Here is a 23,790-nt window from a genome sequence, read left to right on the forward strand (position 1 = left end):
CATCACGGCCTGCCCGCCGCAGACCCGCCGACGTGGTGGGCTGGGTCATGGCCCACGGCATCGCCCCTGGTTACGGCCCGGGAAGTCCCGCTACAAGGGCGAGGCTTGGTCGTCCTCGACGGCGAGCCAGTCGGGCCGCGCGACCACGCGCCGCCGGTCGAGCGCGATGGCGACGCCGATCGCGCCGAAGTAGAGGGCGATCATCGGCATGGCGAGCAGCAACATCGACCACGGGTCGGGCGTGGGCGTCATGACTGCGCAGAAGACGAAGATGAGCATCACGGTCGGCCGCCAGCCTTTGAGCATCGTGCGCCCAGATATGACATGCGCGAGATCGAGCGCCACGAGGAAGACCGGGAACAGGAAGGCGCATCCGAAGGCGAGCATGAACCGTAGCACGAAGTCGAAGTAGTCGGTCGCCTTCTGAAGGTTGTAGGCACCCGGCGGGGTGAAGCCGAGCAGGACGTCGACGGCCCGCGGGATGAACAGGTAGGCGAGCGCGCATCCGGCCACGAAGAGCGGGACGGCGGTCGCAACGAACAGCCGCGCGATCCGCTTCTCCTTGCTGGTCAGGCCGGGAACGATGAAGCCCCAGATCTGGGAGAGCCAGACAGGGGACGCGATGACGATGCCGACGAACAGGGAGATGTTGAGCTGCGTGCTGAACGGGTCCGTCATCCCGGTGAAGTTGACGTTGACGACGCCCTGGTGACGCTCAGCGAGGTCGTGCAGGGGCTGGGTCAGCCGCGCGAAGATTCGCCCGTAGTTCACCCATCCGACCACCGCGCCCGCGACCACAGCACAGACCGCGATGATCGTCCGGTTGCGCAGCTCCCGGAGATGGTCGGCCAGCGACATCCGGCCTTCGGGGTTGCGCCTGCGAAGCAGCAGCATGGGATGTCATAAGCGGCGGTCCGGCAGGCTCAGAGGCGCGAGTCACCTCGGAGCCGCTCCGCGTCGGAGCGGGCCTGGGCCAGCCTGGCCTCGGCCTCGGCGAGCTTCGCCTCGGCGTCTCGCTGCGCCTGGTCCATCGACTCGGCGTCGGGGGTCGTGGGGGCAGCTGCTGTCGTGCTGCGGCCGTCGTTCCGCATCTCGTCGACCTCGGACTTGAAGACTCGGGCAGAGCGGCCCAGGCTGCGCGCCATGTCCGGAAGTCGCTTCCACCCGAAGAGGACGACGAGGGCGATGGCGATGATCATGATGTGCGCGGGGCTGAGGTTGCGCAGCATAGGTGACTCCTTGGACGCGCGGCCCGTATGCCGGGCCGAGCTGACGTGGCTGTGACTGCGGCGGCAGTGTACGTGCGGTTCCTCAAAGCCAGATGTGTTTCCTGCCGGTCGTGCGGTCACGGCCGCGACCGCACCAGACTTCGTCCCGACCCCGCCCGATTCGTGCCGACCCAGCCCGATTCGTCGCGACCCCCAGCCTGAACGAGGCGTCCCGTCACACGGGCGGAGCCGCGCCGGGGGCGAGGGGGAGCAGCCAGCGGTACTCGTAGCCCTGCACCTCCAGCTCGACCGCGCCCGACTCGCCGACGACGGCCTCTGAGCCCTCGTGGGGGAGCAGGTCGACGAGGCGCGTGCCCGGCGGCGTCTCATCGAGGCGTAGGCGGACGATCGTCCCGTCGGGGGAGAAGTTGTGCAGCGCGACCATCGTCCAGCCGTCGGTGTCGCATCGGTGCGCGAGCACGGAGGGGATGTCGTGCTTGAGCACCGTCGCGGTCGACCACCCGATCTCGCGCAGCTGACGGTACCGGCGCATGAGGCCCCGGACGAACCACCAGAACGACCTGTGGTCGTGCCTCTGGTCGGTGACATTGACCCGGTCGGGTGAGAAGAGGCCGTCCGGCAGGGGCCGGATGAGCCGTTCGGGCGTCCCGGCGGTGAAGCCGCCGCCCGGGCCGGAGGTCCACTGCATCGGGGTGCGCACCGCGAGGCGCCCTGGGATGTCGAGATTCTCACCCATCCCGATCTCCTCCCCGTAGAAGAGGACCGGCGTGCCCGGCAGGGAGAACATCAGCGAGTAGACGAGCCGCATGCGCCGCTCGTCCCCGCCCAGCATCGGTGGGAGACGGCGGCGCAGACCGCGACCGTAGAGCTGCATGTCCTCGTCGGGGCCGAACGCCGCGAAGACCTCGCGCCGTTCGGCGGTGGAGAGCTTGTCGAGCGTGAGCTCGTCGTGGTTGCGCACGAAGTTGGCCCACTGGCTCGTCACGTCGAGAGCCGGCCGGTCGCTGAGCGCCTGTGCGATCGGGCCGGCGTCTCCCCGAGCGAGGGACAGGTAGAGCCGTTGCATGCCGTTGAAGTCGAACTGCATGTTGAGGCCGTCTCCGTCGGGGCCTCCGAAGAAGCCAACCTGGTCCGGATAGGGCAGGTTGACCTCGCCGAGCAGGACCGCGTCGCCGGCGCGGCGGGTCACGAAGTTGCGCACGTCGCCGAGATAGCGGTCCGGGTCGAACGTGTCCTCCTCGACTCCAGGGACCCCGTCACGCGCGAAGAGGAACGGGACGGCGTCCACCCTGAAGCCCGACACGCCGAGTGCGAGCCAGAAGCCCAGCGTCCGCGAGATCTCTTGCTGGACAGCAGGGTTCGCGACATTGAGGTCTGGTTGGTGCTTGTAGAAATGGTGCAGGTAGTAGTCGCCGGTGATCTCGTCACGCTGCCAGATGCTGTCCTCCTGGTCGGGGAACACCACGTCCGAGCGCCGCGACCGCGGCTTGGTCCGGCTCCAGACGTAATAGTCGCGGAACGGGTCGTCGCGGCTGCGTCGGGCCGACTGGAACCAGGGGTGCTGGTCGGACGTGTGGTTCATGACGAAGTCCACGATCACCCGGATGCCGTGCGCTCGGGCCGTTCGCACCAGCTCGACGAAGTCGCCCAGGGACCCGAGGGTGGGGTCCACGCCGAAGAAGTCGGTGATGTCGTAGCCGTCGTCCATGCGTGACGTCGGATAGAAGGGCATCAGCCACAGACAGGTGATGCCGAGGTCGGCGAGGTACTCGATGCGGTCGGTCATGCCGAGCAGGTCGCCGACGCCGTCGCCGTCCGCGTCGTAGAACGTCTCGACGTCGGCGCAGTAGATGACGGCGTTCTTCCACCACAGATCAGCTGTATCGCTCATCCTCATCGGCGAGGTCCCTTCCGGTCGTTCGGCGCAGCCCGGTCGGGGTGTCCGTACCCGTCGGCGCCGTCGCGGGTATGCCGCTCGAGAAGGTCGTGACGGCATACCCCCTCGTGTGGTGGGCGGGCCTCGCCGCGCCCGGCCAGGCACCACGCTGGGCGATTTCAGCGCGCGGCGGCGGCCTTTGTCTCCTAGACTCCACCATCGAAGGGCTCCACCTGCGCGATGTCCGGACCGACTACGGGCCCGGACGCAGATGGGGCTCTTCACCATTCCCGGGTCCTCCTTCGGGCAGGCCGGGCGGCCCTTTCGCGAGGGGGACGGCCCCGTGCGGGGTGACGTCTGTGATTCGGCACCGCGGCGCATGCCTCAAGCCCGAGGATGGGTGCATGTCAGCACCCACCGAGGCTCGGAAGCGGCCCCTCAGCGTCACGATCGTCGTAGCGCTCGTCGTCCTCGCGGCAGTCGCCGACGTGCTGTATGCCGTCGGCTCCTTCGGCGGTCGGATCATCGGTCTCGGCGCGACCGTTGAGGAGGACACCTCCCTGCCGGTCGTCGGCTGGACGTTCATCGCGCTGACCGTGGCTCAGGTCGTGCTGGCGCTGTACCTGGCTCGTGGGGCGAACTGGGCCCGCCTGGTGGTCACCGCGGTCCTCGCCGCCCGGGTCGCGTACGCGTGGGTGCTCGTGGGCGAGTTCGACGGCGGGGCCGGCGAAGGCGTCGTCGCCCTGGTGATCGCTGCGGTCATCCTCTACCTGCTGTGGAGCCCTGCCGCGACGGCGTTCTTCGAGCGGCGCGACGAGCACGCGATGGGCCAGGCTCTGGGCCGGTCGGAGCCGGGTGAGCGGAGCCGGGTCGGGGCCGGAATCCTCGACTTCGTCATCCGCGTGACGGTGCTCGGTCTCACGGTGGTGCTCACGCCCGGTGTGTCGGCCACGAGTGGCCTGGGGCTCGCCATCGCCGTCGTCGCGGTCGCTCTCGCCGGCTGGCTGCTCCGTCCGGTCTTCGTGCGGATCGCCGGCTACTTCGGCTGGGCCGGTGCCATCTTCCTGGCACTGTTCGCCAACGCGATCGTGCTGGGCCTGGCGTTCTACGTGACCCCGGGTGTGGAGGTGAGCGGTGTGGGGTCCGCGCTGCTCGCGTCATGGACCTACGGCGCGGTCATGGCGGCGATGACGTGGCTCTTCGCGATCAACAGCCAGGACTATCTCGCGGTGCACGCGGTGCGGATGAGCCGCGGCACGCAGCTCACGGCCGACGACGCCGACGACCCGATGCCCGGTGTCGTGTTCGTCCAGCTCGACGGCGTGCCGGCCCCGTTGCTGCAGAACGAGATCCGCGCCGGCAACCTGCCGACCATCAGCCGTTGGGTGCGCTCGGGCAGCCACACGTGGTCCGAGTGGGTGGCACGGGTGCCGTCGACCACGCCGGTGAGCCAGGCGGGCCTGCTGCACGGCACGAACGAGGGCATACCCGCGTTCAGGTGGTTCGACCGGGACCTCGGGCGGCTGCTCGTGGCCAACCGGCCCGAGGACGCGACTGTCATCGAGGCGCGCCTGTCCGACGGCCATGGCCTGCTGGCCGACGACGGCGTCAGCATCTCCAACCTCTTCTCCGGCGACGCGCAGACGTCGCTGCTGACCATGAGTGGGCTCAAGCAGAAGTCCACGGGCCTGGGCCCCTCGGCGTCGTATGCCGCGTTCTTCACGCACCCGGCCGGCCTCGTCCGCGGCGTCGTGATGAGCGTCGGCGAGATGGTCAAGGAGGTCTTCCAGCGCCGGCGGCAGGTGCTGCGTGACGTGCAGCCGAGGATCCACCGCGAGGGATCGTACGTGGCCCTGCGGGCGGTGACGAACGTGCTGCTGCGTGACCTCAACGTCGCCCTCGTGGTCGAGGCGATGATGAGCGGCGCGAAGTCGATCTACGTCGACTTCGTCGACTATGACGAGATCGCCCACCACGCCGGCGTCTCACGCCCCGAGTCGCTGGCCTCCCTCTACGGCCTGGACGAGGTGCTGCGCGCGCTGGAGACCGTCGCGACCTCGGGGGCCACTCCACGGACGTACCACTTCGTGCTCGTCTCGGACCACGGCCAGAGCCAGGGCTCGACGTTCCGGCAGCGCTACGGCAAGTCCCTGGAGGAGCTGGTCCGCGAGCATCTCGGGGGCGGCACGCAGGTCGCGGCGGCCACCGACGAGGTGGAGGCGTACGGCCCGGTCAACGTCCTTCTGGGCCAGCTGTCGGCGCAGGCCAGCGTCACCGGGCGGCTGACCAAGCGCGCGCTGGGGTCGCGCGACCCGGAGAACCCCCTCGGCCCGGCCGAGCCCGAGGTGGACGCCGCGCCGCCAGCGAAACCCGCTGTGCCGCAGTCGGGCCCGGAAGAGGCGTCGGCCGAGCGGCCGGACCTCGTGGTCGTGGGCTCGGGCAACCTCGGCGGCATCTGGTTCGCCCGCGAGCCCCAGCGCCTCCAGGTCGATGAGATCGAGGATCGCCACCCGGGCCTGCTGGCGACCCTCGCGGCGCATCCCGGCATCGGGTTCGTCGTCGTCATGGGACCGGCCGGTCCGGTCGCCATCGGCCGCGACGGCAGCATCGACCTCGCTACGGGCAGCGTCGAGGGGAGCGACCCGCTGGCCGGGTTCGGCCCGAACGCCCGGGCCGACTTCGACCGGGCGGCCCGCTTCGAGGACGCCCCGGACATCTACGTCAACTCGTTCTACGACCCGGTGCTCGACGAGGTCGCGGCCTTCGAGGAGCTCGTCGGCTGCCACGGCGGCCTCGGTGGCTGGCAGACGCGTCCATTACTCGTGCATCCTGCCGACTGGCCCGTCGACGACGACCTCCTCGCCGACGACGGCCGACTCCACGGCGCGGACCAGGTGCACCGCCAGCTGGTCCGTTGGCTCGAGCGCCTCGGCCACCGCGCCCACCTCGCCGCGCCCGCTGACCCCTCGCTCGAGGACCCCACCATGCACGAGGAGGTCGCCAGCTCATGACGGCTGCCTCCGCCGGGCGAGCGTTGACCGCCGCGCATGCTGGGCGCACGGGGGCCGCATGCTGGGGACGTGCTGTGGAAAGGTTGGACACGCGGAGTGGATCCTGTGGAAGGCGTTGACGCGCCACTGGCCTGCACTGCTTGGATGGTCCGGTGGAGTCGATCGATGCAGCAGCCCCCGTCATGACGTCGAGCGAGACCGCAACGGCGGACCAGGAGGTCCCCGCGGAGCAGCCGACCGAGCACCAGCCCAGCGAGATCACCTATTCCGAGCAGTTCTATGCCGCTCGGCCCAGGTCGCTGCGCCCTCGTGCCAGGCTGCGCCACCAGGGCGCGCCAGCCACCGACGAGCGCACGGGTGACCCGGTCGGGACCAACGCGGCCTACGTTGCCTGGCTGCGCAAGGAGTCGATGCTGCAGGACGCCAAGGTGATCGCCGCGCAGTTCATGGGGCAGGGCAGCATGTGGCAGAACCCGTTCGCCCGGCCCGACGCCGTCTCAGCGGTCACGGCGGCACCCGTGTGGTTCACGGCATATCCCATCTCGATGATCACGAAGCCCGGCCAGTCGTTCCTGGGCACGCTCGCTGACCCGGACCTGTGGAACGCGTTCGCGGACATCGGGATCCGCGCGGTCCACACGGGCCCCGTCAAGCGCGCCGGCGGCGTGCTCGGCTGGGACCCGACGCCGAGCGTCGACGGTCACTTCGACCGCATCAGCACCCAGATCGACTCGGCGTTCGGCACGGAGGACGAGTACCGCCGGATGTGCGAGATCGCCGCGGAGCACGACGGCACGATCATCGACGACATCGTGCCGGGCCACACCGGCAAGGGCCCCGACTTCCGGCTGGCCGAGCTGAACGTCGACGACTACCCCGGCGTCTACCACATGGTCGAGATCCGGCCCGAGGACTGGCACCTGCTTCCGGAGGTGAAGACGGGGCGCGACTCGGCCAACCTCGACGTCGCCGCCGAGGACGCGCTCGCGAGTGCGGGCTACATCATCGGCAAGCTCCAGCGGGTCATCTTCCACGCGCCTGGCATCAAGGAGACCAACTGGAGCGCGACCGACGAGGTCGTGGGCGTCGACGGGGTCAAGCGCCGCTGGGTCTACTTGCACTACTTCAAGGAGGGCCAGCCCTCGATCAACTGGCTGGACCCGACCTTCGCCGGCATGCGCCTCGTCATCGGTGACGCGCTGCACTCTCTGGGCGACCTCGGCTCCGGTGGCCTCCGGCTCGACGCGAACGGCTTCCTCGGCGTCGAGAAGAGCGCCGACGGGCTGCCTGCCTGGTCCGAGGGGCACCCCCTGTCGGAGGCCGCGAACCAGCTCATCGGAAGCATGGTGCGCAAGGTCGGAGGCTTCACCTTCCAGGAGCTCAACCTCAGCGTCGACGACATCCGCGTGACCTCGGAGGCGGGCGCCGACCTGTCGTACGACTTCGTCAACCGGCCGGCCTACCACCACGCCCTCGCTACCGGGACGACCGACTTCCTGCGGCTCACCCTCAACATCTCGCTCCAGTCGGGCGTCTCGCCGACGAGCCTCGTCCACGCGCTCCAGAACCACGACGAGCTGACCTACGAGCTGGTCCACTTCGAGATGGTCCACCGCGACGACCTGTTCGAGTACCACGGCGTCGAGGTGACCGGGGGAGCGCTTGCCGAGCACGTGCGCGGCGAGCTGATCAGCAAGCTCACCGGCGAGGCAGGGCCGTACAACGCGATCTTCACCACCAACGGCATCGCGTCGACGACGGCCACGATCATCGCCGCCGCCCTCGGACACAGCGATCTCGAGTCGCTCACCGACGACGACGTCGAGTCGATCAAGGACGCGCACCTGCTTCTCGCGATGTTCAACGCCCTCCAGCCGGGGGTCTTCGCGCTCTCCGGGTGGGATCTGACCGGCATGCTCACGCTCGACCGCGAGCTGATCGGTCACCTCCTCGCGACCGGCGACACCCGCTGGGTCCACCGCGGCGCCTACGACCTGCTCGACCACCAGCCGGAGACGCAGCACTCCTCGTCGGGTATGCCGCGTGGCCGGTCGCTGTACGGCTCGCTGAAGTCCCAGCTCGCCGACGACACGTCGTTCGCCCGCAGGCTCGGGCGGATGCTCGACGTGCGAGAGCGCTCGGGGATCGCCACGGCCACGCAGGTCGACGTGCCGCAGCCGTCCCACCCCGGCATCCTCGTCATGGTGCACGAGGGCGTGAAGGGCTGCGACGTCCAGGCGACGGTCCTCAACTTCACGGCGGACGCGGTCACGGCCCGCGTGTCGAGCGGCCACTTCGAGCCCGGCGCCGTCGCGACCGACCTGCTCACCGACACGAAGGCGGGAGTCGTCGACGACCTGCGAGCCGTCGAGGTCGAGGTGCCGGGCCATGGCGGGCTGTTCCTCATGCTCTGCTCCGCCTGAGGCCGTATCAGTCCGCCGCCGGGCCTCTCTGTCTGGTGTCCCGACCGCGGACGGCGATGGGGGACAGGGGAGGCACCATGTGGCGAGAACCGCACGTCGAGACGGCCGCGTGCACGGAGCAGCGACGGACGAGCGCACCGACCGGCGCAAATAGTGGTGCAACGACTGGTGCAGCGGCGCGGACCCCGGCGCCGGCGCCGGCTGGCTCAGGCCTCCAGCCGGCGACGGACTGGGTCTACTGCCCCGAGTGCGGCATGCCCGCGTGGGTGGAGTGGGCCGATGTCGCCCAGAGCACGTCCGGCTCGGTGGAGCACGTGAAGGTGCGGTGCTTCTCGCGGCACTGGTTCCTCATGCTGCGCGAGAACCTCGACCGCTGATCACGACACCCGGTCGAGCAGCTCCAGGGACCGCTTGACCACGAGAGCGGCCGCATCGGCGTCGTACGAAGGCAGCGACCGGTCGGTGAACAGGTGCTGGTCGCCGGGGTAGACGAACAACTGGCCCACCTCTGGCCCGACGCTGGCGACCAGGTCTCGCGCGGAGTCGATGTCCCCTTCGAGCCCGAAGAACGGGTCGCGGTCCATCCCGTGGATCTGCACCGGCACGCCGACAGGCCACGGCCCGACGGCCCACTCACCCGTGACCGGCAGGCACGACTCGTAGAGCAGCGCGCCACGCGCCCCCTCCCGCGTCTGGGCGAGCTGTTGTGCGTGCGCGCCTCCCCATGAGAACCCGGCGTAGACGAGGTCCACCGGCAGCTCGGACAGGACCGCGCCGAGCCGTTGGTCGACGACGTCGTCCGGGATGGACTGCGCGAAGGCGATGCCCTCCTCGATCGTCGCGGCCTTCGTGCCGTCGAAGAGGTCGGGCGTGTGCACGGTGTGGCCGTTGGACCTCAGCTCGTCCGCGAAGGCCAGGACCCCGTCGGTGAGGCCTTGGACGTGGTGGAGAAGAAGGACGTCTGCCATGGGTGCTCCTGTCGTGTGACGGTGCGCGCCGGCCTGTCGTCGTCGGCGCTCGGCTCGACTGTAGGCCGCAATCCGGACACTGCGCGTCCGGATCCTCGGGTGCTTCGCCGGCGTCGCCGAGGCGGTGGGCGTCAGCCGAGCACGCGCACCGGTGCACCGTCGCGCCAGGCGACGATGTCCTCGACGACCTGGGCGAACCACTGGCGGTAGTTCTCCGTCGTGACGTAGCCGATGTGCGGCAGGAGCAGCGTGTTCGGCAGCGACCGGAGCGGGTGGTCGGCAGGCAGCGGCTCGACGTCGTAGACATCGAGTGCGGCCCCGGCGATCCGTCCCTCTCGGAGCGCGTCGACGAGCGCGTCCTCGTCGACGATCGGGCCTCGAGAGGTGTTCACGAGGTATGCCGTGTGCTTCATGAGCGCAAGGTCGCCCGCTCCCAGCAGCCCGCGGCTCCGCTCGGACAGCGGCATGTGGATGGTGATGACGTCGGACTCGCTGAGGAGGTGCTCCTTGCTGACCGCCGTGACGGCATACGGCTCGGCTCGCTCCGGTGTGAGGTTCGGCGACCACGCGACGACCTTCATGCCGAACGCCTGGGCCAGAGTGGCCACGGGCCCGCCGAGGCGGCCCAGCCCGATCACCCCGAGAGTGTTACCGGCGAGCCCGGGGCCGATCGTGTGCTGCCAGCCGCCGGACCGCATGGCGGCGTCCTCGACGACGAAGCCGCGCATGAGCGCGATCATCATGCCGATCGTCAGCTCGGGCACCGAGCTCGCGCTGCCCTGCGTGCCGCACACCGTGATGCCGTGGTCCCGGGCGGCGTCGACATCGATCGCCGCGTTGCGCATGCCGGTCGTCACGATGAGCCGCAGCCCGGGGAGGCGCTCGATCAGACTGGCCTGCAAGGGAGTTCGCTCCCGCATCGCGACGACGACCTCTGACGCCGCGAGGGCGCGCGCAACGTCGTCGTCGGTCGCCAGGTGATGGTCGATCACGGCGATGTCGTGGCTGGCGAGCACAGCAGACCAGTCCGCGCTGGAGAGGGCCACGCGCTGGTAGTCGTCCAGGATCGTCACGGTCGGCACTCCCCGAGCCTAGGACCGGACGCTCCTCCCGTTCGAGGTATCTGGTCGCGGAATCGGGCGGCGCATCGGGCGACCGGATACCCCAACCGCGACAGTGCGGCCGCCGCGTCAGGGTCGAACGACCCGATGCGCGAGGTCGACCCACGCAGCGAGAATGCGTTCGCGGTCGGCGCCGGCCGCCTGGTGCTGGCGCAGGATGGTGACCTCGAGCGGCGCGAGCAGCGACACGGCGAGCATCGGCAGGTCGCCCGTGACCCCGAGCTGGCCCAGCAGGAGCCGCACGTGCGCGGTCCAGAACGCCACCGCTGGCAGGGACCGCCCGTACCGGCCGACCGCGGCGACCATGAGGTCCGCATTGAGCAGGTTGCGGTCGAGGCGCGACTCGCCGAACGCGAGCAGGCGGTCCAGCGGCGGCGCGCCGGGGCCGAGTGGCGCCGGGCCGGAGATGACCTGGCCCTGCCAGCGCGCCTCGCTGTGGTCGAGCAGTGCGGTCATCAGCCCGGCACGGCTGCCGAACCGCCGAAAGACCGTGCCCTTTCCGACCCCAGCCTCGGCGGCGACCGCGTCCATGGTGACCCCGTCGACGCCGCAGGACTCGACGAGCCGCTGCGCGGCCTCGAGGAGCAGCTCGCGGTTGCGTGCGGCATCGCGGCGCTCGGGGCGCCGGCTCAGGTCGACCAGCATCGGCTCGTGGGACATTGCGGTGATCCTAGGCGTGCCGGGCCGGACCCGGCTCCCTATCGGTCGACCGCCTGAGCCGGCCGGTTGAGCGGCGTGTTCCATAGGGGACATTGCGCGTCGAAGTGACCACTCGACCGAGGTCGAGCGTGCCGAAATGACCCCTCGGCTGGGGCCGGGTCGCACTGCAGCACGCGGTGGCGCGTCACCTCGAGGTGGAGCCGGCGGTGCCTTCGCGCGCCTCGCGCCGGGCACGTGCCGCCGCGACCTTGGCCTCGCGCTCCTTGAACAGCCTCGTCTTCGGGTCGTTCTGCTCGCTGAGCTGAGCCGGGCCGAAGAGGCTCAGGCCGAGCATGCGCAGCTGGTAGCCGATGCGGTAGGGGATGGACAGACCCTCGTTGGACGATCGCGACACGATGACAGCTCCCAGATAGTTAGTGGACTAACTGTTAGTGTACACATCAACGTGTGCACGACTGCACCAGCGCACGGCCACACGACCCGCCGAGAGTGAGCCCGCCATGACCTCCGATGTCACCGCCCGCCGCGATGCCACCGACGTCGCCCACGTCAGCAGCGACATCGCCAACGCCAGCACCAACGCCGTCTCCACCGCCACCGGCGACCTGACCGACGGCCTGGGCCTCACGCTCGCGCCGGACGACCTGCTCCGTCTCGACCAGCAGGTCTGCTTCGCCCTCGCCGTGGCCGCTCGCAATGTCATCGGTCTCTACCGGCCGGTCCTGGAGCCACTCGGTCTCACCCATCCGCAGTACCTCGTCATGCTCGCCCTCTGGGAGCGTTCGCCCCGGACCGTGCGCGAGATCGGCTTGCTCCTGCGCCTCGAGCCCGCCACTCTGTCGCCGCTGCTCAAGCGGCTCGAGTCTGCCGGACTGGTCACCCGGGAGCGGCATCCCCGAGACGACAGGGCGCTCGCGATCACCCTGACCGACAAGGGAATCCGCCTGCGGGAGAAGGCACTTGGCGTGCCGCCCCAGATCATCGAGCGCCTCGGCATGAGGATCGAGGAGCTCGAGGCGCTGCACCACGCCCTGAGCCGGGTCATCGCGGCGACGTCGTAGCGCGCGGCATTCATCGCGCGCTTCGCACCGCCCGGCCCGCAACCGGCGTACCGTCGAGAATGACGGTCCAGCCCCGGGAGGTGCCATGGGTGATCAAGTCGGACTCATCGTCCTGTTCGCAGTCATCGTCATCCTCGTGATCGGCTTCATCATGGTCGAGCCGCGCCGCTCCAGGCGAGGCGGGGACGACAGCGACTCGCTGAACAGCCACCAGGACGACACGGTCCACAAGCGCGAGGACCACCCTGAGGGCGCCGAGCGGTCGCACCTCGTCGGCAACCCACCCATCGACACCATCACCCCCGAAGGCTGGGGAGTCGCCATGCCCGGTGAGGGCGCGATGATGGAAGACCTTCCCGAGGACGTGCACCCGGACCTGCACGACAGCGACCGGCACCGCCGGCGTCACTGACGCACAGCCGCTACCGCACGCCACGCGTTGCTCCAGCGCGTCATCGGACGCGCCATCCGTTGCGCTCTCCGCACGCGCCATCAGTTGCGCTCTCCGCACGCGTCAGTCGGACCCGTCACTCCATCCGGTCAGCCGAAGGAGAACGTCCACGTCGTCGTCGACCTGAGGACCTCGCCCGCCCGCAGCACAGTGCTCGGGAAGCCCGGGTGGTTGGGTGCGTCCGGGAAACCCTGTGTCTCCAGGGCGATCCCCGCCCGCGGGCCGTATGCCGTCCCGGAGGTCCCGACGACAGTGCCGTCGAAGTGGGCGCCCGTGTAGACCTGCACGCCGGGCTGGTCGCTGGCCACCGTGAGGGTGAGCCCGCCCGGCGCGCGCAGGGTGGCGACCCGGCGCAGGCCGGCGCCACGCACGACGAAGTTGTGGTCGAGGCCCTGACCGAAGGCGAGCTGCGCGTCCGCGGCGAGCAGACCCGGTCCGATCGGCCGGGGCGAGCGCCAGTCGAAGGCCGTCCCCGCGACGTCACGGATCTCACCGGTCGGGATCAGCTCGGCGTCGGTGGGGGTGAACGCGTCGGCTTCGACAGCGAGCACGTGGTCGTCGACCGGGCCGCTGCCCTCGCCTTCGAGGTTGAAGTAGGCGTGGTTCGTCAGGTTGACGACCGTGGCCCGGTCCGTCGTCGCGTGGTAGTCGATGCGCACCGCACCGGGTGCGACCGAGTAGGTGACCGTCACGTCGACGGCGCCGGGGAAACCCTGGTCGCCGTCCGGACTGTGCAGAGTGAGCTCGACCAGATCGGGTTCGACGCGCGCCACGCTCCACTCGTGCTTGTCGAAGCCGACCAGCCCGCCGTGCAACGTGTTCGGTCCCTCGTTGGTCACCACCTCGCGGATGGTGCCGTCGAGCTCGAAACGACCTCGAGACAGACGGTTGCCGAAGCGGCCGATCGTGGCGCCGAGATACCCGCCGTCGACGGCATACGTCGTCGGGTCCGCATGTCCGAGGACGACATTCGTCCGGTCGCCGTCAGGGCCGGTGACGACGAGCCGGCGCACCGACGCTCCCGCGGGGACCACTTCGAGCAGGAGGCCGTCGGCCTCGAGGACCACTCCGCCCGCGGCGTCGGGGGCAGCCTCGAGGGCATCCGGAGTGGTGGGCGGACGGTCCATTGATGGTGCTCCTCGCAGTGTCGGTGGGCACAGCATGCAGGTCGGCCGCCAGCCGGTGCAGTTCTGTCCGTGGACGCGAGTCTGACCGCGAGGCGCCCCTCCCCCCGGCAGGCCGCTGTGCGCCCGGCTCGCGGCTGGAATGGCTGTTCTGGGCGTCGTCCAGACACCGATCTCCTTCCAGGGCACGCTGAGTTCATGGTCGACAAAGATCGCGATCCGGCCGCCGCTGCTTCCGCTCATCGTGGGTCCGCGCCCGGTCCGGGGGACCACGTGACCGACACCGTGTCCGTAACGTCCCGCCCACCCGTGATGCAGGACGTCGCGCGGTTGGCCGGCGTCTCGCACCAGACCGTGTCGCGCGTCATCAACGGTGCCGCGAGCATCCGGCCCGAGACGCGTGAGCGGGTGCTCCAGGCCATCGAGCAGCTCGGCTACCGGCCGAACACCGCGGCCCGCACGCTGGTCCGGGGGCGGTCGGGAACGATCGGGATCATCACCACGTCCACGACCCTGTTCGGTCCGACGAGCATCCACGCAACCGTCAACGGGGCAGCCCGTGAGGCCGGCTTCTTCGCCAGCTCGGTGTCGCTTGCAGAGATGACGCGCGAGGGTTTCGATGCCGCGGTGGACCACCTCGACCGGCTGGCGGTAGAGGGGATCGTGGTCATCGCCGGTCACGACGAGGCGCTCGAAGGGGCTCGCTCGCGCGGCGGCAGGATTCCGTTCGTCATCGTCGAGGGTGACCTCACCCGGGCCCGGCGCACCGTCGGCGTCGACAACGTGGCCGGCGCGCGGTTGGCCACGCGGCACCTGCTCGAGCTCGGGCACACCGAGATCGCCCACGTGACCGGGCCGCTCGACTGGGCCGAGGCCCGGGCCCGTGCCGAGGGCTGGCGGGCCGAGCTGGTCGGGGCCGGGTTGCACCCGATGGAGCCGGTCGCGGGGGACTGGCGATCCCAGAGCGGCTACGAGGCAGGGCTGCGCCTGGCCGAGTCGACCGGAGTGACCGCTGTCTTCTCCGCGAACGACCAGATGGCGGTCGGCGTGCTCCGCGCGCTGCACGAGGCAGGCCGCTCGGTGCCGGGGGACGTGAGCGTCGTCGGCTTCGACGACGTGCCCGAAGCGGCATACCTCATCCCACCGCTGACGACCGTCCGCCAGAACTTCTCCGAGATCGGTCGCGCGGCGATCGACATGCTGACCGCCGCCATCGCGGGCGAGACCGACCAGGTCCCGAGCCTCATCGACCCCGAGCTCGTCGTGCGGGCGAGCACCTCGCCGCCGGGCCGCAGCACGAGCGCGACCGCCTGACCGGCCCGCCCGCGACGACACTTCGGCAGACTGGGCCCATGCAGACCGTGGAGAAGAACTGGGCCGGGAACCACACCTACCAGGCGACGGTCGAGCGACCCCGATCCGTGGAGGAGCTCCAGGAGCTCGTCGCCCGCGAGCCCAAGGTCCGGGCCCTGGGCTCGCGCCACTCGTTCACGGACATCACCGACACCTCCGGCGTCCTCGTCTCCCTCGCCGGCCTCCCGACCGCGGTGGACGTCGACGAGCGGAACCACACCGCCCGGGTGACGGGCCGGGCGGCATACGGCGAGGTCGCGACCCAGCTGGAGGCGACGGGGTGGGCCCTGGGCAACCTCGCCTCGCTCCCGCACATCTCCGTGGCGGGCGCGGTGGCTACGGCCACGCACGGTTCCGGCGTCGGGAACGGCTCTCTCGCAACGGCCGTCGCCGCGCTCGACATCGTCGGTCCGGACGGCGAGCTGCGCACGCTCGCCCGCGCAGACGCGGACTTCGACGGCAGCGTCGTCGCGCTCGGTGCGCTCGGTGTCGTCACCGCGCTGACCCTCGACATCGAGCCGACGTATGCCGTCCGGCAGGACCTCTACACCGGGCTGCCGTGGGCGACCCTGGCCGACAGCTTCGACGCGGTCGTCTCGGACGCCTACAGCGTCAGCCTCTTCACCCGGTTCGAGGACGACGGGATCTACCAGGTCTGGCGCAAGTCGCGGGGGAGCGAGGCGCCGGCCGACTTCTTCGGTGCGCCACCGGCGACCTCGACGCTGCACATGCTCGAAGGTGGGCCGGCCGAGTCGGTGACGCAGCAGGGTGGCGTGGTGGGGCGCTGGCTCGACCGGCTGCCGCACTTCCGGATGGAGTTCACGCCGAGCCGGGGCGAGGAGCTGCAGAGCGAGTACCTCGTGCCCCGTGGCCGCGCGCTCGAGGCGGTCGACGCCCTGCGCGGCCTCCGGGAGCGGATGGCCCCGCTGCTCCAGACCTGCGAGCTGCGCACCGTCGCGGCCGACGACCAGTGGCTGAGCAGCGCCTACGGGCGCGACGTCGTCGGCATCCATTTCACGTGGCTTCAGGACGAACCGGCCCTGTATGCCGTCCTGCCGGCGATGGAGGAGGCCCTCCTGCCGCTCGGAGCGCGACCGCACTGGGGCAAGTGCTTCGTGGCCGGGGCGGCAGAGCTCGCCCCGCTCTATCCGAGGTTCGCGGACTTCCGGGCGCTGCGCGACCGCGTCGACCCGGAGCGCACCTTCGGCAACACCTTCCTCGACCGCGTCCTCGGCTGACCCGCCCAGCCCCACCTGCACCCACCGCTCTGGTCGAGTGGGCGCTCCGTCCCACGGGCCCCACGGAGCGTGCGCCGCGGTATACCACCCCGCCCCGGGTCGAGCGAGCGCTTCGTCCCACGGGCCACACGGATCCGTGGGTGCGGATCCGTGGGACGCCTGTGACGACGCGCTAGCTCGACGGGGAGAGAGCGGGGGCTCAGAAGTCGCCGGCGGTGCGGCGCAGCCGCGTCAGCACGTCGACGAGTGAGCGCACGTCTCGGCCCGACAGGTCGGGCTGTTCGAAGACCTCGGCGTTGAGCGCCTTCGTGGCGCGCTCGGCGAGCTCCCGCCCGGCGGGCGTCAGGGCGACGAGCACCGCACGCCGGTCGTCCGGGTGGGTGCTGCGCGTGACCAGGCCGGCGTCCTCGAGGCGGTCGACGGCATTCGTCACGCTCGTCGGGTGGACTTGCAGGCGGCTGCCGATGATCTTCATCGGCAGGGAGCCACGCTTGCTGAACCACAGCAGCATGAGCACCTCGTAGCGGGCGAACGTGACGCCGAGCGGGCGCAGCGTCGCCTCCACGCGGGCCAGGACGATCTGGTGTGCGCGCATGAGGGAGGTGATCGCGGCCATGCCGTCGGCGGCCTCCGCCCAGCCTTGCTCGACCCACTGCTGGCGGGCCTGAGTGATCGGGTCGAACCCCAGCCCTGCGTGCTCGCCCGTTGCCATGCGCACATCCTAGAGCGGCGACGCGTTGACGTCCATTATTAGGAAGTCCTAGTATTTCGGCATGCCCGACGCAGCGAAGCCCGCCCTCCACCACCCGGAGCACCACGTCCGCATCGTCACCGCCTCGAGCCTGTTCGACGGCCATGACGCGTCGATCAACATCATGCGGCGCATCATGCAGACCCAGGGCGCCGAGGTGATCCACCTCGGCCACAACCGTTCCGTCCAGGAGGTCGTCGACGCGGCGATCGAGGAGGACGTCCAGGGCGTCGCCGTCAGCTCGTACCAGGGCGGCCACGTCGAGTACTTCGAGTACCTCGTCCAGCTGCTCAAGGAGAACGGCGCCGGCCACATCCAGGTCGTCGGCGGCGGCGGTGGCGTCATCGTCCCCGAGGAGATCTCCCGGTTGCGCGACTCCGGCGTGACGATCTTCAGCCCGGAGGACGGCCAGCGCCTCGGTCTTGCCGGCATGATCAACACCGTCGTCGAGGCGTGCGACTTCGACCCGTGGGACGTGCGCCCTGCCGGCCTCGAGGCCGTGCTCGCGGGCGAGCGTGCTGCTGTGGCGCGGGCGATCACCGGCGCCCAGGAGGCCGACCTCGACGACGCGACCCTCGCCGGCATCCGCGAGGCGGCGGCCCGTCGCCAGGTGCCCGTCCTCGGCATCACCGGCACCGGTGGCTCGGGCAAGTCGAGCCTCACCGACGAGCTGATCCGTCGGCTGCGCCTCGACCAGCAGGACAAGCTGCGGGTCGCGGTCCTCGCCGTCGATCCGACGCGCAGCCGCGGCGGCGGCGCGCTGCTCGGCGACCGCATCCGCATGAGCTCGCTCGACGGCGACCGCGTCTTCTTCCGCAGCCTCGCCACTCGAGGCCACAGCCAGGTGCCGGCCAACCTCGAGGACGTGCTGGCCATCGTCAAGGCCGCCGGCTTCGACCTCGTCATCCTCGAGACACCGGGCATCGGCCAGGGCGACGCCGCCATCGTCGAGTACGCCGACGTCTCGCTCTACGTCATGACCCCCGAGTTCGGTGCGAGCAGCCAGCTCGAGAAGATCGACATGCTCGACCAGGCCGACGTGGTCGCGATCAACAAGTTCGAGCGGCGGGGGGCGGAGGACGCACTCCGTGACGTCGGACGCCAGATGGTCCGCAACCGCGAGGCCTTCGGCAAGGGCCCGGGCGATATGCCCGTCTTCGGGACCAGCGCCGCGACCTTCAACGACGACGGCGTCACCGCCCTCTACCAGGAGCTGCGAAAGCTGCTGTCCGAGAAGGGGATGCAGGTCGAGGACGGCGTGCTTCCCGCAGTCGCGACGAAGCAGTCGACCAAGATCGCGACCGTCGTGCCCTCGTCGCGCGTGCGCTACCTCGCCGAGATCAGCGAGACCGTCCGCGGCTACCACGGCAAGACGCGGGAGTATGCCGCCCAGGCCAGCCGGGTGCAGCGGCTCGAGTCCGTGCGTGACGAGCTCTCCGGTGCCGGCTCCGACGCCTCCGGGGTCGACGCGCTCTTGGACGACGCGCGCGAGTCCCTCCCGAAGGAGGTCGGCGACCTTGTCGCCGAGTGGCCGACCATCGTCGAGTCCTACTCCGGCGACGAGCAGATCGTGACGATCCGGGACAAGCAGATCGTCAACCACCTGACCCGAGAGTCCCTGTCGGGCAACAAGATTCCGCGCGTCGCACTTCCGCGCTACACCGACCACGGCGAGCTCGTCTCGTTCCTGCGCCGCGAGAGTCTCCCCGGCTACTTCCCCTACACCGCCGGCGTGTTCCCCTTCAAGCGCGAGGGCGAGGACCCGGCCCGCATGTTCGCCGGCGAGGGTGACCCATTCCGCACCAACCGCCGGTTCAAGCTGCTGTCCAAGGACCAGCCCGCGACCCGGCTGTCCACCGCCTTCGACTCGGTGACGCTCTACGGCCGCGACCCCGACCCACGACCTGACGTCTACGGCAAGGTCGGCACCTCGGGCGTCTCGATCGCCACGCTCGACGACATGAAGGCCCTGTACGACGGCTTCGACCTCGTGTCGCCGACGACGTCGGTGTCGATGACGATCAACGGCCCGGCGCCCACGATCCTCGCCTTCTTCCTCAACACCGCGATCGACCAGCAGGTCGACGCCTTCGTGGCCCGGGAGGGACGGGAGCCCGGCGAGGGCGAGCGTGCAGAGCTCACGGCATACGCCCTCGGGAACGTCCGTGGCACGGTCCAGGCCGACATCCTCAAGGAGGACCAGGGCCAGAACACCTGCATCTTCAGCACCGAGTTCAGCCTGAAGATGATGGCGGACATCCAGCAGTGGTTCATCGAGCACAAGGTCCGCAACTTCTACTCGGTCAGCATCAGCGGCTACCACATCGCCGAAGCCGGGGCGAACCCGATCAGCCAGCTCGCGTTCACCCTCGCCAACGGCTTCACCTACGTCGAGAGCTACCTCGCGCGCGGCATGAAGGTCGATGACTTCGCCCCGAACCTGTCCTTCTTCTTCAGCAACGGCATGGACCCGGAGTACTCGGTGCTGGGCCGTGTCGCCCGGCGCATCTGGGCTGTGGCGATGAAGGAGAAGTACGGCGCGAACGACCGGTCGCAGAAGCTGAAGTACCACGTCCAGACCTCGGGTCGCTCGCTGCACGCGCAGGAGATGGACTTCAACGACATCCGCACCACGCTTCAGGCGCTCATCGCGATCTACGACAACGCCAACTCGCTGCACACGAACGCCTTCGACGAGGCCGTCACGACGCCGTCGGAGGAGTCGGTGCGTCGCGCCCTCGCGATCCAGCTCATCATCAACCGCGAGTGGGGCCTGGCGATGAACGAGAACCCGCTCCAGGGCGCGTTCATCATCGACGAGCTCACCGACCTCGTCGAGGCCGCGGTGCTCAAGGAGTTCGACAAGATCACCGAGCGCGGCGGCGTCCTCGGTGCCATGGAGACCGGGTACCAGCGGGGCCGGATCCAGGACGAGTCGATGCTGTACGAGCACCGCAAGCACGACGGCAGCCTGCCGATCGTCGGCGTCAACACGTTCCGCAACCCGCACGAGGGTGACGTGCCCCGCACGGTGGTGCTCGCGCGCGGCACGGAGGAGGAGAAGCAGAGCCAGCTCTCGCGGGTTCGTGCCTTCCGCGCTGACCACGAGGTGGAGGCCAAGGCCGCTCTGGAGGAGCTGCGGAAGGTCGCCATCGAGGGTGGCAACGTCTTCGACGTGCTCATGCGGGCGGCCCGGGTCTGCTCGCTCCAGCAGGTGACCGAGGCGTTCTTCGAGGTCGGCGGCCAGTACCGCCGCAACGTCTGACGGAGAGAGGCGAGTATGCCGCTCGCGTGTCGTCGGGGGGTCCGGAGCCGGGTGCGATGACGCTCGTCGACGACCTGTCGTATGCCGTCCCGCTGGGTGCCGCGCCACGGCGCGTCGTGTCGCTGGTGCCGTCGATCACCGAGGCTCTGGCGGCCACCGTTCCTGACGTCCTGGTCGGCGCCACGGACTGGTGCACCTACCCGAAAGACCTTGCGGTGCAACGGGTTCGGGGCACCAAGAACCCAGACCGTGCGGCGGTCGCGGCCCTGCAGCCAGACCTTGTCATCGCGAACAAGGAGGAGAACCGCGAGCTCGACGTGCGTCGTCTCCGGGCGGACGGCATACCCGTGTGGGTGACCGACATCGAGACGGTGCCGGGGGCGCTCGACTCCCTGGAGCGGCTCTTCACCGAGGCGATGGACGTGCCTGCTCCGGACTGGCTCTCCGTCGCGCGGCGCGAATGGGAGGGTCCGGTCCCGGCACCGACGGCAGATGTGGCCGTGGCGATCTGGCGCGACCCCTGGATGGTCGTCGGGCGCGACACGTTCACCGGGGACGTCGTAGCGCGGCTCGGCTGGCGGAACCTCTTCGCCGACCACCCTGAGCGGTACCCGCACGTCGCGCTTGCAGACCTGGACCGCGACGACGTCGACGTCGTGCTGCTGCCGGACGAGCCCTACGTCTTCACGGCCGACGACGGCCCGGAGGCGTTCGGCCGCACCCGCACCGCCCTGGTCAGCGGACGGCTCCTCACCTGGTACGGCCCCTCTCTCGTCGGCGCCAAGGCCGCCCTGACCGCGGCTGTGGACGCCGCGGTCGGTCTCGGATAGGAGGCTCAGTCGGCGAGGACGACCAGGCCGGCGAGGATGAGCCGGCGCGCGAGGTCGAGCCCGACCATGTCGGCGCGCATCAACCCGCCGTCGAGCAGCGCCACGACGGCGCCGACCTCCGCCGCACCGATCGGCGTCGCACCGGCACGGCTCTCGAGCGACGCCGACCCGTCGGCGGCCGGCACGAGGCGGGCGGCGACGTGCGGTCGCAGCTGGACGACCGTCGCGGGTGCGAGGCCGTGCGCCGCCGCCACCTGCTGGAGCGGCCCGATCGGGGCGGCGCGCTGGGTCGAGCGGGCGCGCCGGTCGAGGGCGCGAGCGATGTCGTTCGCGGGCACCGACCGGACGGCCTGCGCGAGGGCCTCGCGGACCGCCTCGATGTCCGCGCCAAGGGCGTCGACCGTCGTGAGGTCAGCCCGCGGTGGCAGCGAGGCCCGGATCCGCTGGTCCTCGCTGATCCGGGCCTGGGCCAAGGCGAGGAGCTCGTCGGCGACGTGTCGCCGAGTCCACACGTGGACGCCCAGCGTCAGGTGGGTACTGACGACCCCGAGGGCCGTGGCCGAGTGCAGCCAGCCACGGGGGAGGTAGAGCACGTCGCCCGCCCGGAGGGTGAGCTCCTGGGCCGGGGCCCGCGCGGCGGCGGCCTCGACCAGGTCCCGGTGGCCGGTCCACGGGTCGTCGCGCAAGGGCGCCTCGCGCACCGGCGGGCGCAGGCGCCACCTCTTCTCGCCGGCGACCTGCAGGACGAAGACGTCATGGACGTCGTAGTGGTCGCTGAACCCCGTGTTCTGGCTCGGCGTCACATAGGCGTTGGCCTGCACCGGGTGACCCAGCTCGGCCGCGAGGGTCTGGGTGAAGTCGATGAGCGGAGCCCACGTGCGGTGCAGGCCCTGCAGCACGATCGTCGCCCCGCCCGCGAAGAGCCTGAGCAGCTTGTCGTCGCTGACCTGGTCGCCGATCGCCGCCCCCACCCCGCCGGACTGCGTGAACTCGCGGTCCCCGAGGGTCCGGCCGTCCTGCGCGACGCGCAGGAACGGCGCTCGTAGACCGCGCCGGCTGACCAGCTCGTCGACGGCGCTCTCGCTGAAGAGGTCATCGATGGGCTTGGGCAGGTCTGCAGCCATCGTGACGAGCGGCGCCCGGCCCCAGTGCTCCGCGGCGAACCGCTCCGGCGACAGCGGCACGAGGCGTGAGAGCGCCGGGCGTCCACGCTCCGCCGTGGACGCCCGGCTCGTCGTGCCAGCGGTCATCAGGCTCCGCCGTCAGCGCCGCCGTCGTGGGACCCCGTGTCCGCGCCGCCGTCAGCGGGTCCTTCACCGGCTCCGCCGTCAGCGCCGCCGTCGTGGGCTCCGGTGTCCGCGCCGCCGTCAGCGGGTCCTTCGCCGGCTCCGCCGTCAGCGCCGCCGTCGTGGGCTCCGGTGTCCGCGCCGCCGTCAGCAGGGCCTTCGGCGTCGTCACTCATGGGGTCCATCGGGGTCTCGCTCATCGTTCCTCCTGGCCTGTCCGTGACACGGCACCGGGACGGCGCCGCCACCCTCTTCCTACCCCCATCTCGCCCGCCACGCACTCCTCGCCCTGCGGGCACCTACCGGTCAGGTCAGGTGGTCGTAGTCGCCGCGCGTCCAGGCGGCGTGGCGGTCAGCGGAGTCGCGCAGGACCCGCTTGGCGTCGACCGGGACGAGGGCACCGAAGTTGTTATAGAGCCGGTCGAAGTGCAGACCCTCCAGCTGGGTCGCGATCCGCTGAACGACGTTGCCGGACAAGGGGAGCCGGTTCGGGTAGCTGCGCAGGAAGCTGACCGTCCTGCGGTCGGGGTTGGGGAAGACCGCGTCGGCGGCGAGCAGCACACCCAGGCCGTCGTTGCCGGTCGCCCACTCGACGACGGCCTGGCCGCGGAAGTGTCCACCCACGCGGTGCAGCGTCAGGCCCGGGGCGACCTCGCGCCTCTCGTCATACAGCTCGACGAGGGGGTCGGCGCGGCGCACCCACTCGCGGTCCCGCTCGGCGATGAGCACGGGCACGTCGCCGAGCGCCTTCGCCCATTCGGTCTGGACGCCGTACATGTGGGGATGGCTCGCGGCGACGGCGAGGGTCGGCCCCAGGGAGCGGACCTGCTCGACCGCCTCGTCGTCGATGTACCCGATGCAGTCGAACAGCAGCGTGCCCTCGGGCGTCTGCACGACCATGGTCTGCTGGCCGATGCCGACCTGAGGCTCGGCGCGCAGTCCCCACAGCTCCGGCTCGACCTCGCTCATCACGATGCGCGTGCCGTCCGCGCGCAGCTTCTCCAGGGTCGTCCACTGCTGGCCGTCGGCGGGCACCCACTGGCGCTCGTCCTCGCACACGGCGCAGGCGCCGGGCGGCTCGGGCAGGTCGGCGGTCTCTCCGGCACACGTCGCACAGATCCAGATCACGTCACCACCCTGCCC

21 protein-coding genes are annotated in these 23,790 nt (G+C 70.5%); 9 read left to right on the forward strand and 12 right to left on the reverse strand.

The features are described 5' to 3' along the window. Nucleotides 1-90: 90 nt before the first annotated feature. The 3 genes from tatC to ACYVLP_RS01100 form a co-directional block, all read right to left on the reverse strand. Nucleotides 91-894 carry a twin-arginine translocase subunit TatC gene (gene tatC, locus ACYVLP_RS01090; RefSeq protein WP_460625502.1) on the reverse strand — a complete coding sequence of 268 codons (804 nt, stop codon included), beginning with the start codon at nt 892-894 and terminating at the stop codon, nt 91-93. Between the two features lie 29 nt (nt 895-923). After that, on the reverse strand, nt 924-1,229 hold the full coding sequence (gene tatA / locus ACYVLP_RS01095) for a Sec-independent protein translocase subunit TatA (RefSeq protein ID WP_460625503.1): 306 nt from the start codon (nt 1,227-1,229) through the stop codon (nt 924-926). Nucleotides 1,230-1,443: 214 nt separating this feature from the next. Next, on the reverse strand, nt 1,444-3,126 hold the full coding sequence (locus ACYVLP_RS01100; protein WP_460625504.1) for an alpha-amylase family protein: 1,683 nt from the start codon (nt 3,124-3,126) through the stop codon (nt 1,444-1,446). Between the two features lie 383 nt (nt 3,127-3,509). On the opposite strand from ACYVLP_RS01100, the gene ACYVLP_RS01105 reads away from it, so the two are divergent. From ACYVLP_RS01105 to ACYVLP_RS01115, 3 genes are all read left to right on the forward strand, one after another. Then, nucleotides 3,510-6,116 carry an alkaline phosphatase family protein gene (locus ACYVLP_RS01105; RefSeq protein ID WP_460625505.1) on the forward strand — a complete coding sequence of 869 codons (2,607 nt, stop codon included), beginning with the start codon at nt 3,510-3,512 and terminating at the stop codon, nt 6,114-6,116. Between the two features lie 182 nt (nt 6,117-6,298). Further along, nucleotides 6,299-8,539 carry a maltose alpha-D-glucosyltransferase gene (treS, locus tag ACYVLP_RS01110; RefSeq protein WP_460625548.1) on the forward strand — a complete coding sequence of 747 codons (2,241 nt, stop codon included), beginning with the start codon at nt 6,299-6,301 and terminating at the stop codon, nt 8,537-8,539. 254 nt (nt 8,540-8,793) lie between these two features. Then, entirely contained in the window at nt 8,794-8,916 is a 123-nt protein-coding gene (locus ACYVLP_RS01115) for a hypothetical protein (protein WP_460625506.1), read from the forward strand. On the opposite strand, the gene ACYVLP_RS01120 is transcribed toward ACYVLP_RS01115, so the two are convergent. The 4 genes from ACYVLP_RS01120 to ACYVLP_RS01135 form a co-directional block, all read right to left on the reverse strand. Then, a complete protein-coding gene (locus ACYVLP_RS01120) occupies nt 8,917-9,507 on the reverse strand; it encodes a dienelactone hydrolase family protein (RefSeq protein ID WP_460625507.1) in 591 nt (196 codons plus the stop codon). It lies immediately after the preceding gene. 131 nt (nt 9,508-9,638) lie between these two features. Further along, nucleotides 9,639-10,589, reverse strand: coding sequence for a D-2-hydroxyacid dehydrogenase family protein (locus ACYVLP_RS01125; RefSeq protein WP_460625508.1), 951 nt, complete (start codon nt 10,587-10,589; stop codon nt 9,639-9,641). A 108-nt stretch (nt 10,590-10,697) separates the two neighbouring features. Beyond that, nucleotides 10,698-11,288, reverse strand: coding sequence for a TetR/AcrR family transcriptional regulator (locus tag ACYVLP_RS01130; protein WP_452271899.1), 591 nt, complete (start codon nt 11,286-11,288; stop codon nt 10,698-10,700). Between the two features lie 184 nt (nt 11,289-11,472). Further along, nucleotides 11,473-11,682, reverse strand: coding sequence for a hypothetical protein (locus tag ACYVLP_RS01135; RefSeq protein ID WP_460625509.1), 210 nt, complete (start codon nt 11,680-11,682; stop codon nt 11,473-11,475). A gap of 223 nt (nt 11,683-11,905) precedes the next feature. On the opposite strand from ACYVLP_RS01135, the gene ACYVLP_RS01140 reads away from it, so the two are divergent. Both ACYVLP_RS01140 and ACYVLP_RS01145 read left to right on the forward strand, forming a co-directional pair. Next, nucleotides 11,906-12,349 (forward strand): MarR family winged helix-turn-helix transcriptional regulator, encoded by a 444-nt coding sequence (locus ACYVLP_RS01140; protein ID WP_460625549.1) that lies wholly within the window; start codon nt 11,906-11,908, stop codon nt 12,347-12,349. Nucleotides 12,350-12,434: 85 nt separating this feature from the next. Next, nucleotides 12,435-12,761, forward strand: coding sequence for a hypothetical protein (locus ACYVLP_RS01145; RefSeq protein ID WP_452271901.1), 327 nt, complete (start codon nt 12,435-12,437; stop codon nt 12,759-12,761). Between the two features lie 128 nt (nt 12,762-12,889). Here ACYVLP_RS01145 and ACYVLP_RS01150 read toward each other — a convergent pair whose 3' ends face one another. After that, on the reverse strand, nt 12,890-13,927 hold the full coding sequence (locus ACYVLP_RS01150) for an aldose epimerase family protein (RefSeq protein WP_460625510.1): 1,038 nt from the start codon (nt 13,925-13,927) through the stop codon (nt 12,890-12,892). A gap of 195 nt (nt 13,928-14,122) precedes the next feature. Here ACYVLP_RS01150 and ACYVLP_RS01155 point away from each other — a divergent pair, with 195 nt between their 5' ends. Then, nucleotides 14,123-15,238, forward strand: coding sequence for a LacI family DNA-binding transcriptional regulator (locus ACYVLP_RS01155; RefSeq protein WP_460625511.1), 1,116 nt, complete (start codon nt 14,123-14,125; stop codon nt 15,236-15,238). Between the two features lie 38 nt (nt 15,239-15,276). Next, entirely contained in the window at nt 15,277-16,515 is a 1,239-nt protein-coding gene (locus ACYVLP_RS01160; protein WP_460625512.1) for a D-arabinono-1,4-lactone oxidase, read from the forward strand. A gap of 199 nt (nt 16,516-16,714) precedes the next feature. Here the strand turns inward: ACYVLP_RS01160 and ACYVLP_RS01165 are convergent, their stop codons facing one another. After that, nucleotides 16,715-17,227 carry a MarR family winged helix-turn-helix transcriptional regulator gene (locus ACYVLP_RS01165; RefSeq protein ID WP_460625513.1) on the reverse strand — a complete coding sequence of 171 codons (513 nt, stop codon included), beginning with the start codon at nt 17,225-17,227 and terminating at the stop codon, nt 16,715-16,717. Nucleotides 17,228-17,288: 61 nt separating this feature from the next. Here ACYVLP_RS01165 and icmF point away from each other — a divergent pair, with 61 nt between their 5' ends. Beyond that, entirely contained in the window at nt 17,289-20,531 is a 3,243-nt protein-coding gene (gene icmF, locus ACYVLP_RS01170) for a fused isobutyryl-CoA mutase/GTPase IcmF (protein ID WP_460625514.1), read from the forward strand. Nucleotides 20,532-20,587: 56 nt separating this feature from the next. Further along, nucleotides 20,588-21,361 (forward strand): helical backbone metal receptor, encoded by a 774-nt coding sequence (locus tag ACYVLP_RS01175; protein ID WP_460625515.1) that lies wholly within the window; start codon nt 20,588-20,590, stop codon nt 21,359-21,361. A 5-nt stretch (nt 21,362-21,366) separates the two neighbouring features. Here ACYVLP_RS01175 and ACYVLP_RS01180 read toward each other — a convergent pair whose 3' ends face one another. From ACYVLP_RS01180 to ACYVLP_RS01190, 3 genes are all read right to left on the reverse strand, one after another. Beyond that, complete coding sequence (locus ACYVLP_RS01180; RefSeq protein ID WP_460625516.1) at nt 21,367-22,611, reverse strand: cupin domain-containing protein; 1,245 nt, start codon at nt 22,609-22,611, stop codon at nt 21,367-21,369. Beyond that, nucleotides 22,611-22,847, reverse strand: a complete 237-nt coding sequence (locus ACYVLP_RS01185; RefSeq protein ID WP_460625517.1) for a hypothetical protein — start codon at nt 22,845-22,847, stop codon at nt 22,611-22,613. Before ACYVLP_RS01185 ends, ACYVLP_RS01180 begins: the two co-directional genes overlap by 1 nt. Nucleotides 22,848-22,953: 106 nt before the next feature. Next, nucleotides 22,954-23,775 carry an MBL fold metallo-hydrolase gene (locus tag ACYVLP_RS01190; protein WP_460625518.1) on the reverse strand — a complete coding sequence of 274 codons (822 nt, stop codon included), beginning with the start codon at nt 23,773-23,775 and terminating at the stop codon, nt 22,954-22,956. Nucleotides 23,776-23,790 lie beyond the last annotated feature (15 nt).

The organism is Intrasporangium mesophilum, assembly GCF_054783095.1.

Coding starts and splice junctions, on each gene's coding strand:
- tatC (WP_460625502.1), bottom strand. CDS start 894: ATGCTGCTGCTTCGCAGGCGCAACCCCGAAGGCCGGATGTCGCTGGCC.
- tatA (WP_460625503.1), bottom strand. CDS start 1,229: ATGCTGCGCAACCTCAGCCCCGCGCACATCATGATCATCGCCATCGCC.
- ACYVLP_RS01100 (WP_460625504.1), bottom strand. CDS start 3,126: ATGAGGATGAGCGATACAGCTGATCTGTGGTGGAAGAACGCCGTCATC.
- ACYVLP_RS01105 (WP_460625505.1), top strand. CDS start 3,510: ATGTCAGCACCCACCGAGGCTCGGAAGCGGCCCCTCAGCGTCACGATC.
- treS (WP_460625548.1), top strand. CDS start 6,299: ATGACGTCGAGCGAGACCGCAACGGCGGACCAGGAGGTCCCCGCGGAG.
- ACYVLP_RS01115 (WP_460625506.1), top strand. CDS start 8,794: ATGCCCGCGTGGGTGGAGTGGGCCGATGTCGCCCAGAGCACGTCCGGC.
- ACYVLP_RS01120 (WP_460625507.1), bottom strand. CDS start 9,507: ATGGCAGACGTCCTTCTTCTCCACCACGTCCAAGGCCTCACCGACGGG.
- ACYVLP_RS01130 (WP_452271899.1), bottom strand. CDS start 11,288: ATGTCCCACGAGCCGATGCTGGTCGACCTGAGCCGGCGCCCCGAGCGC.
- ACYVLP_RS01145 (WP_452271901.1), top strand. CDS start 12,435: ATGGGTGATCAAGTCGGACTCATCGTCCTGTTCGCAGTCATCGTCATC.
- ACYVLP_RS01150 (WP_460625510.1), bottom strand. CDS start 13,927: ATGGACCGTCCGCCCACCACTCCGGATGCCCTCGAGGCTGCCCCCGAC.
- ACYVLP_RS01155 (WP_460625511.1), top strand. CDS start 14,123: ATGGTCGACAAAGATCGCGATCCGGCCGCCGCTGCTTCCGCTCATCGT.
- ACYVLP_RS01160 (WP_460625512.1), top strand. CDS start 15,277: ATGCAGACCGTGGAGAAGAACTGGGCCGGGAACCACACCTACCAGGCG.
- ACYVLP_RS01165 (WP_460625513.1), bottom strand. CDS start 17,227: ATGGCAACGGGCGAGCACGCAGGGCTGGGGTTCGACCCGATCACTCAG.
- icmF (WP_460625514.1), top strand. CDS start 17,289: ATGCCCGACGCAGCGAAGCCCGCCCTCCACCACCCGGAGCACCACGTC.
- ACYVLP_RS01175 (WP_460625515.1), top strand. CDS start 20,588: ATGACGCTCGTCGACGACCTGTCGTATGCCGTCCCGCTGGGTGCCGCG.
- ACYVLP_RS01180 (WP_460625516.1), bottom strand. CDS start 22,611: ATGACCGCTGGCACGACGAGCCGGGCGTCCACGGCGGAGCGTGGACGC.
- ACYVLP_RS01185 (WP_460625517.1), bottom strand. CDS start 22,847: ATGAGCGAGACCCCGATGGACCCCATGAGTGACGACGCCGAAGGCCCT.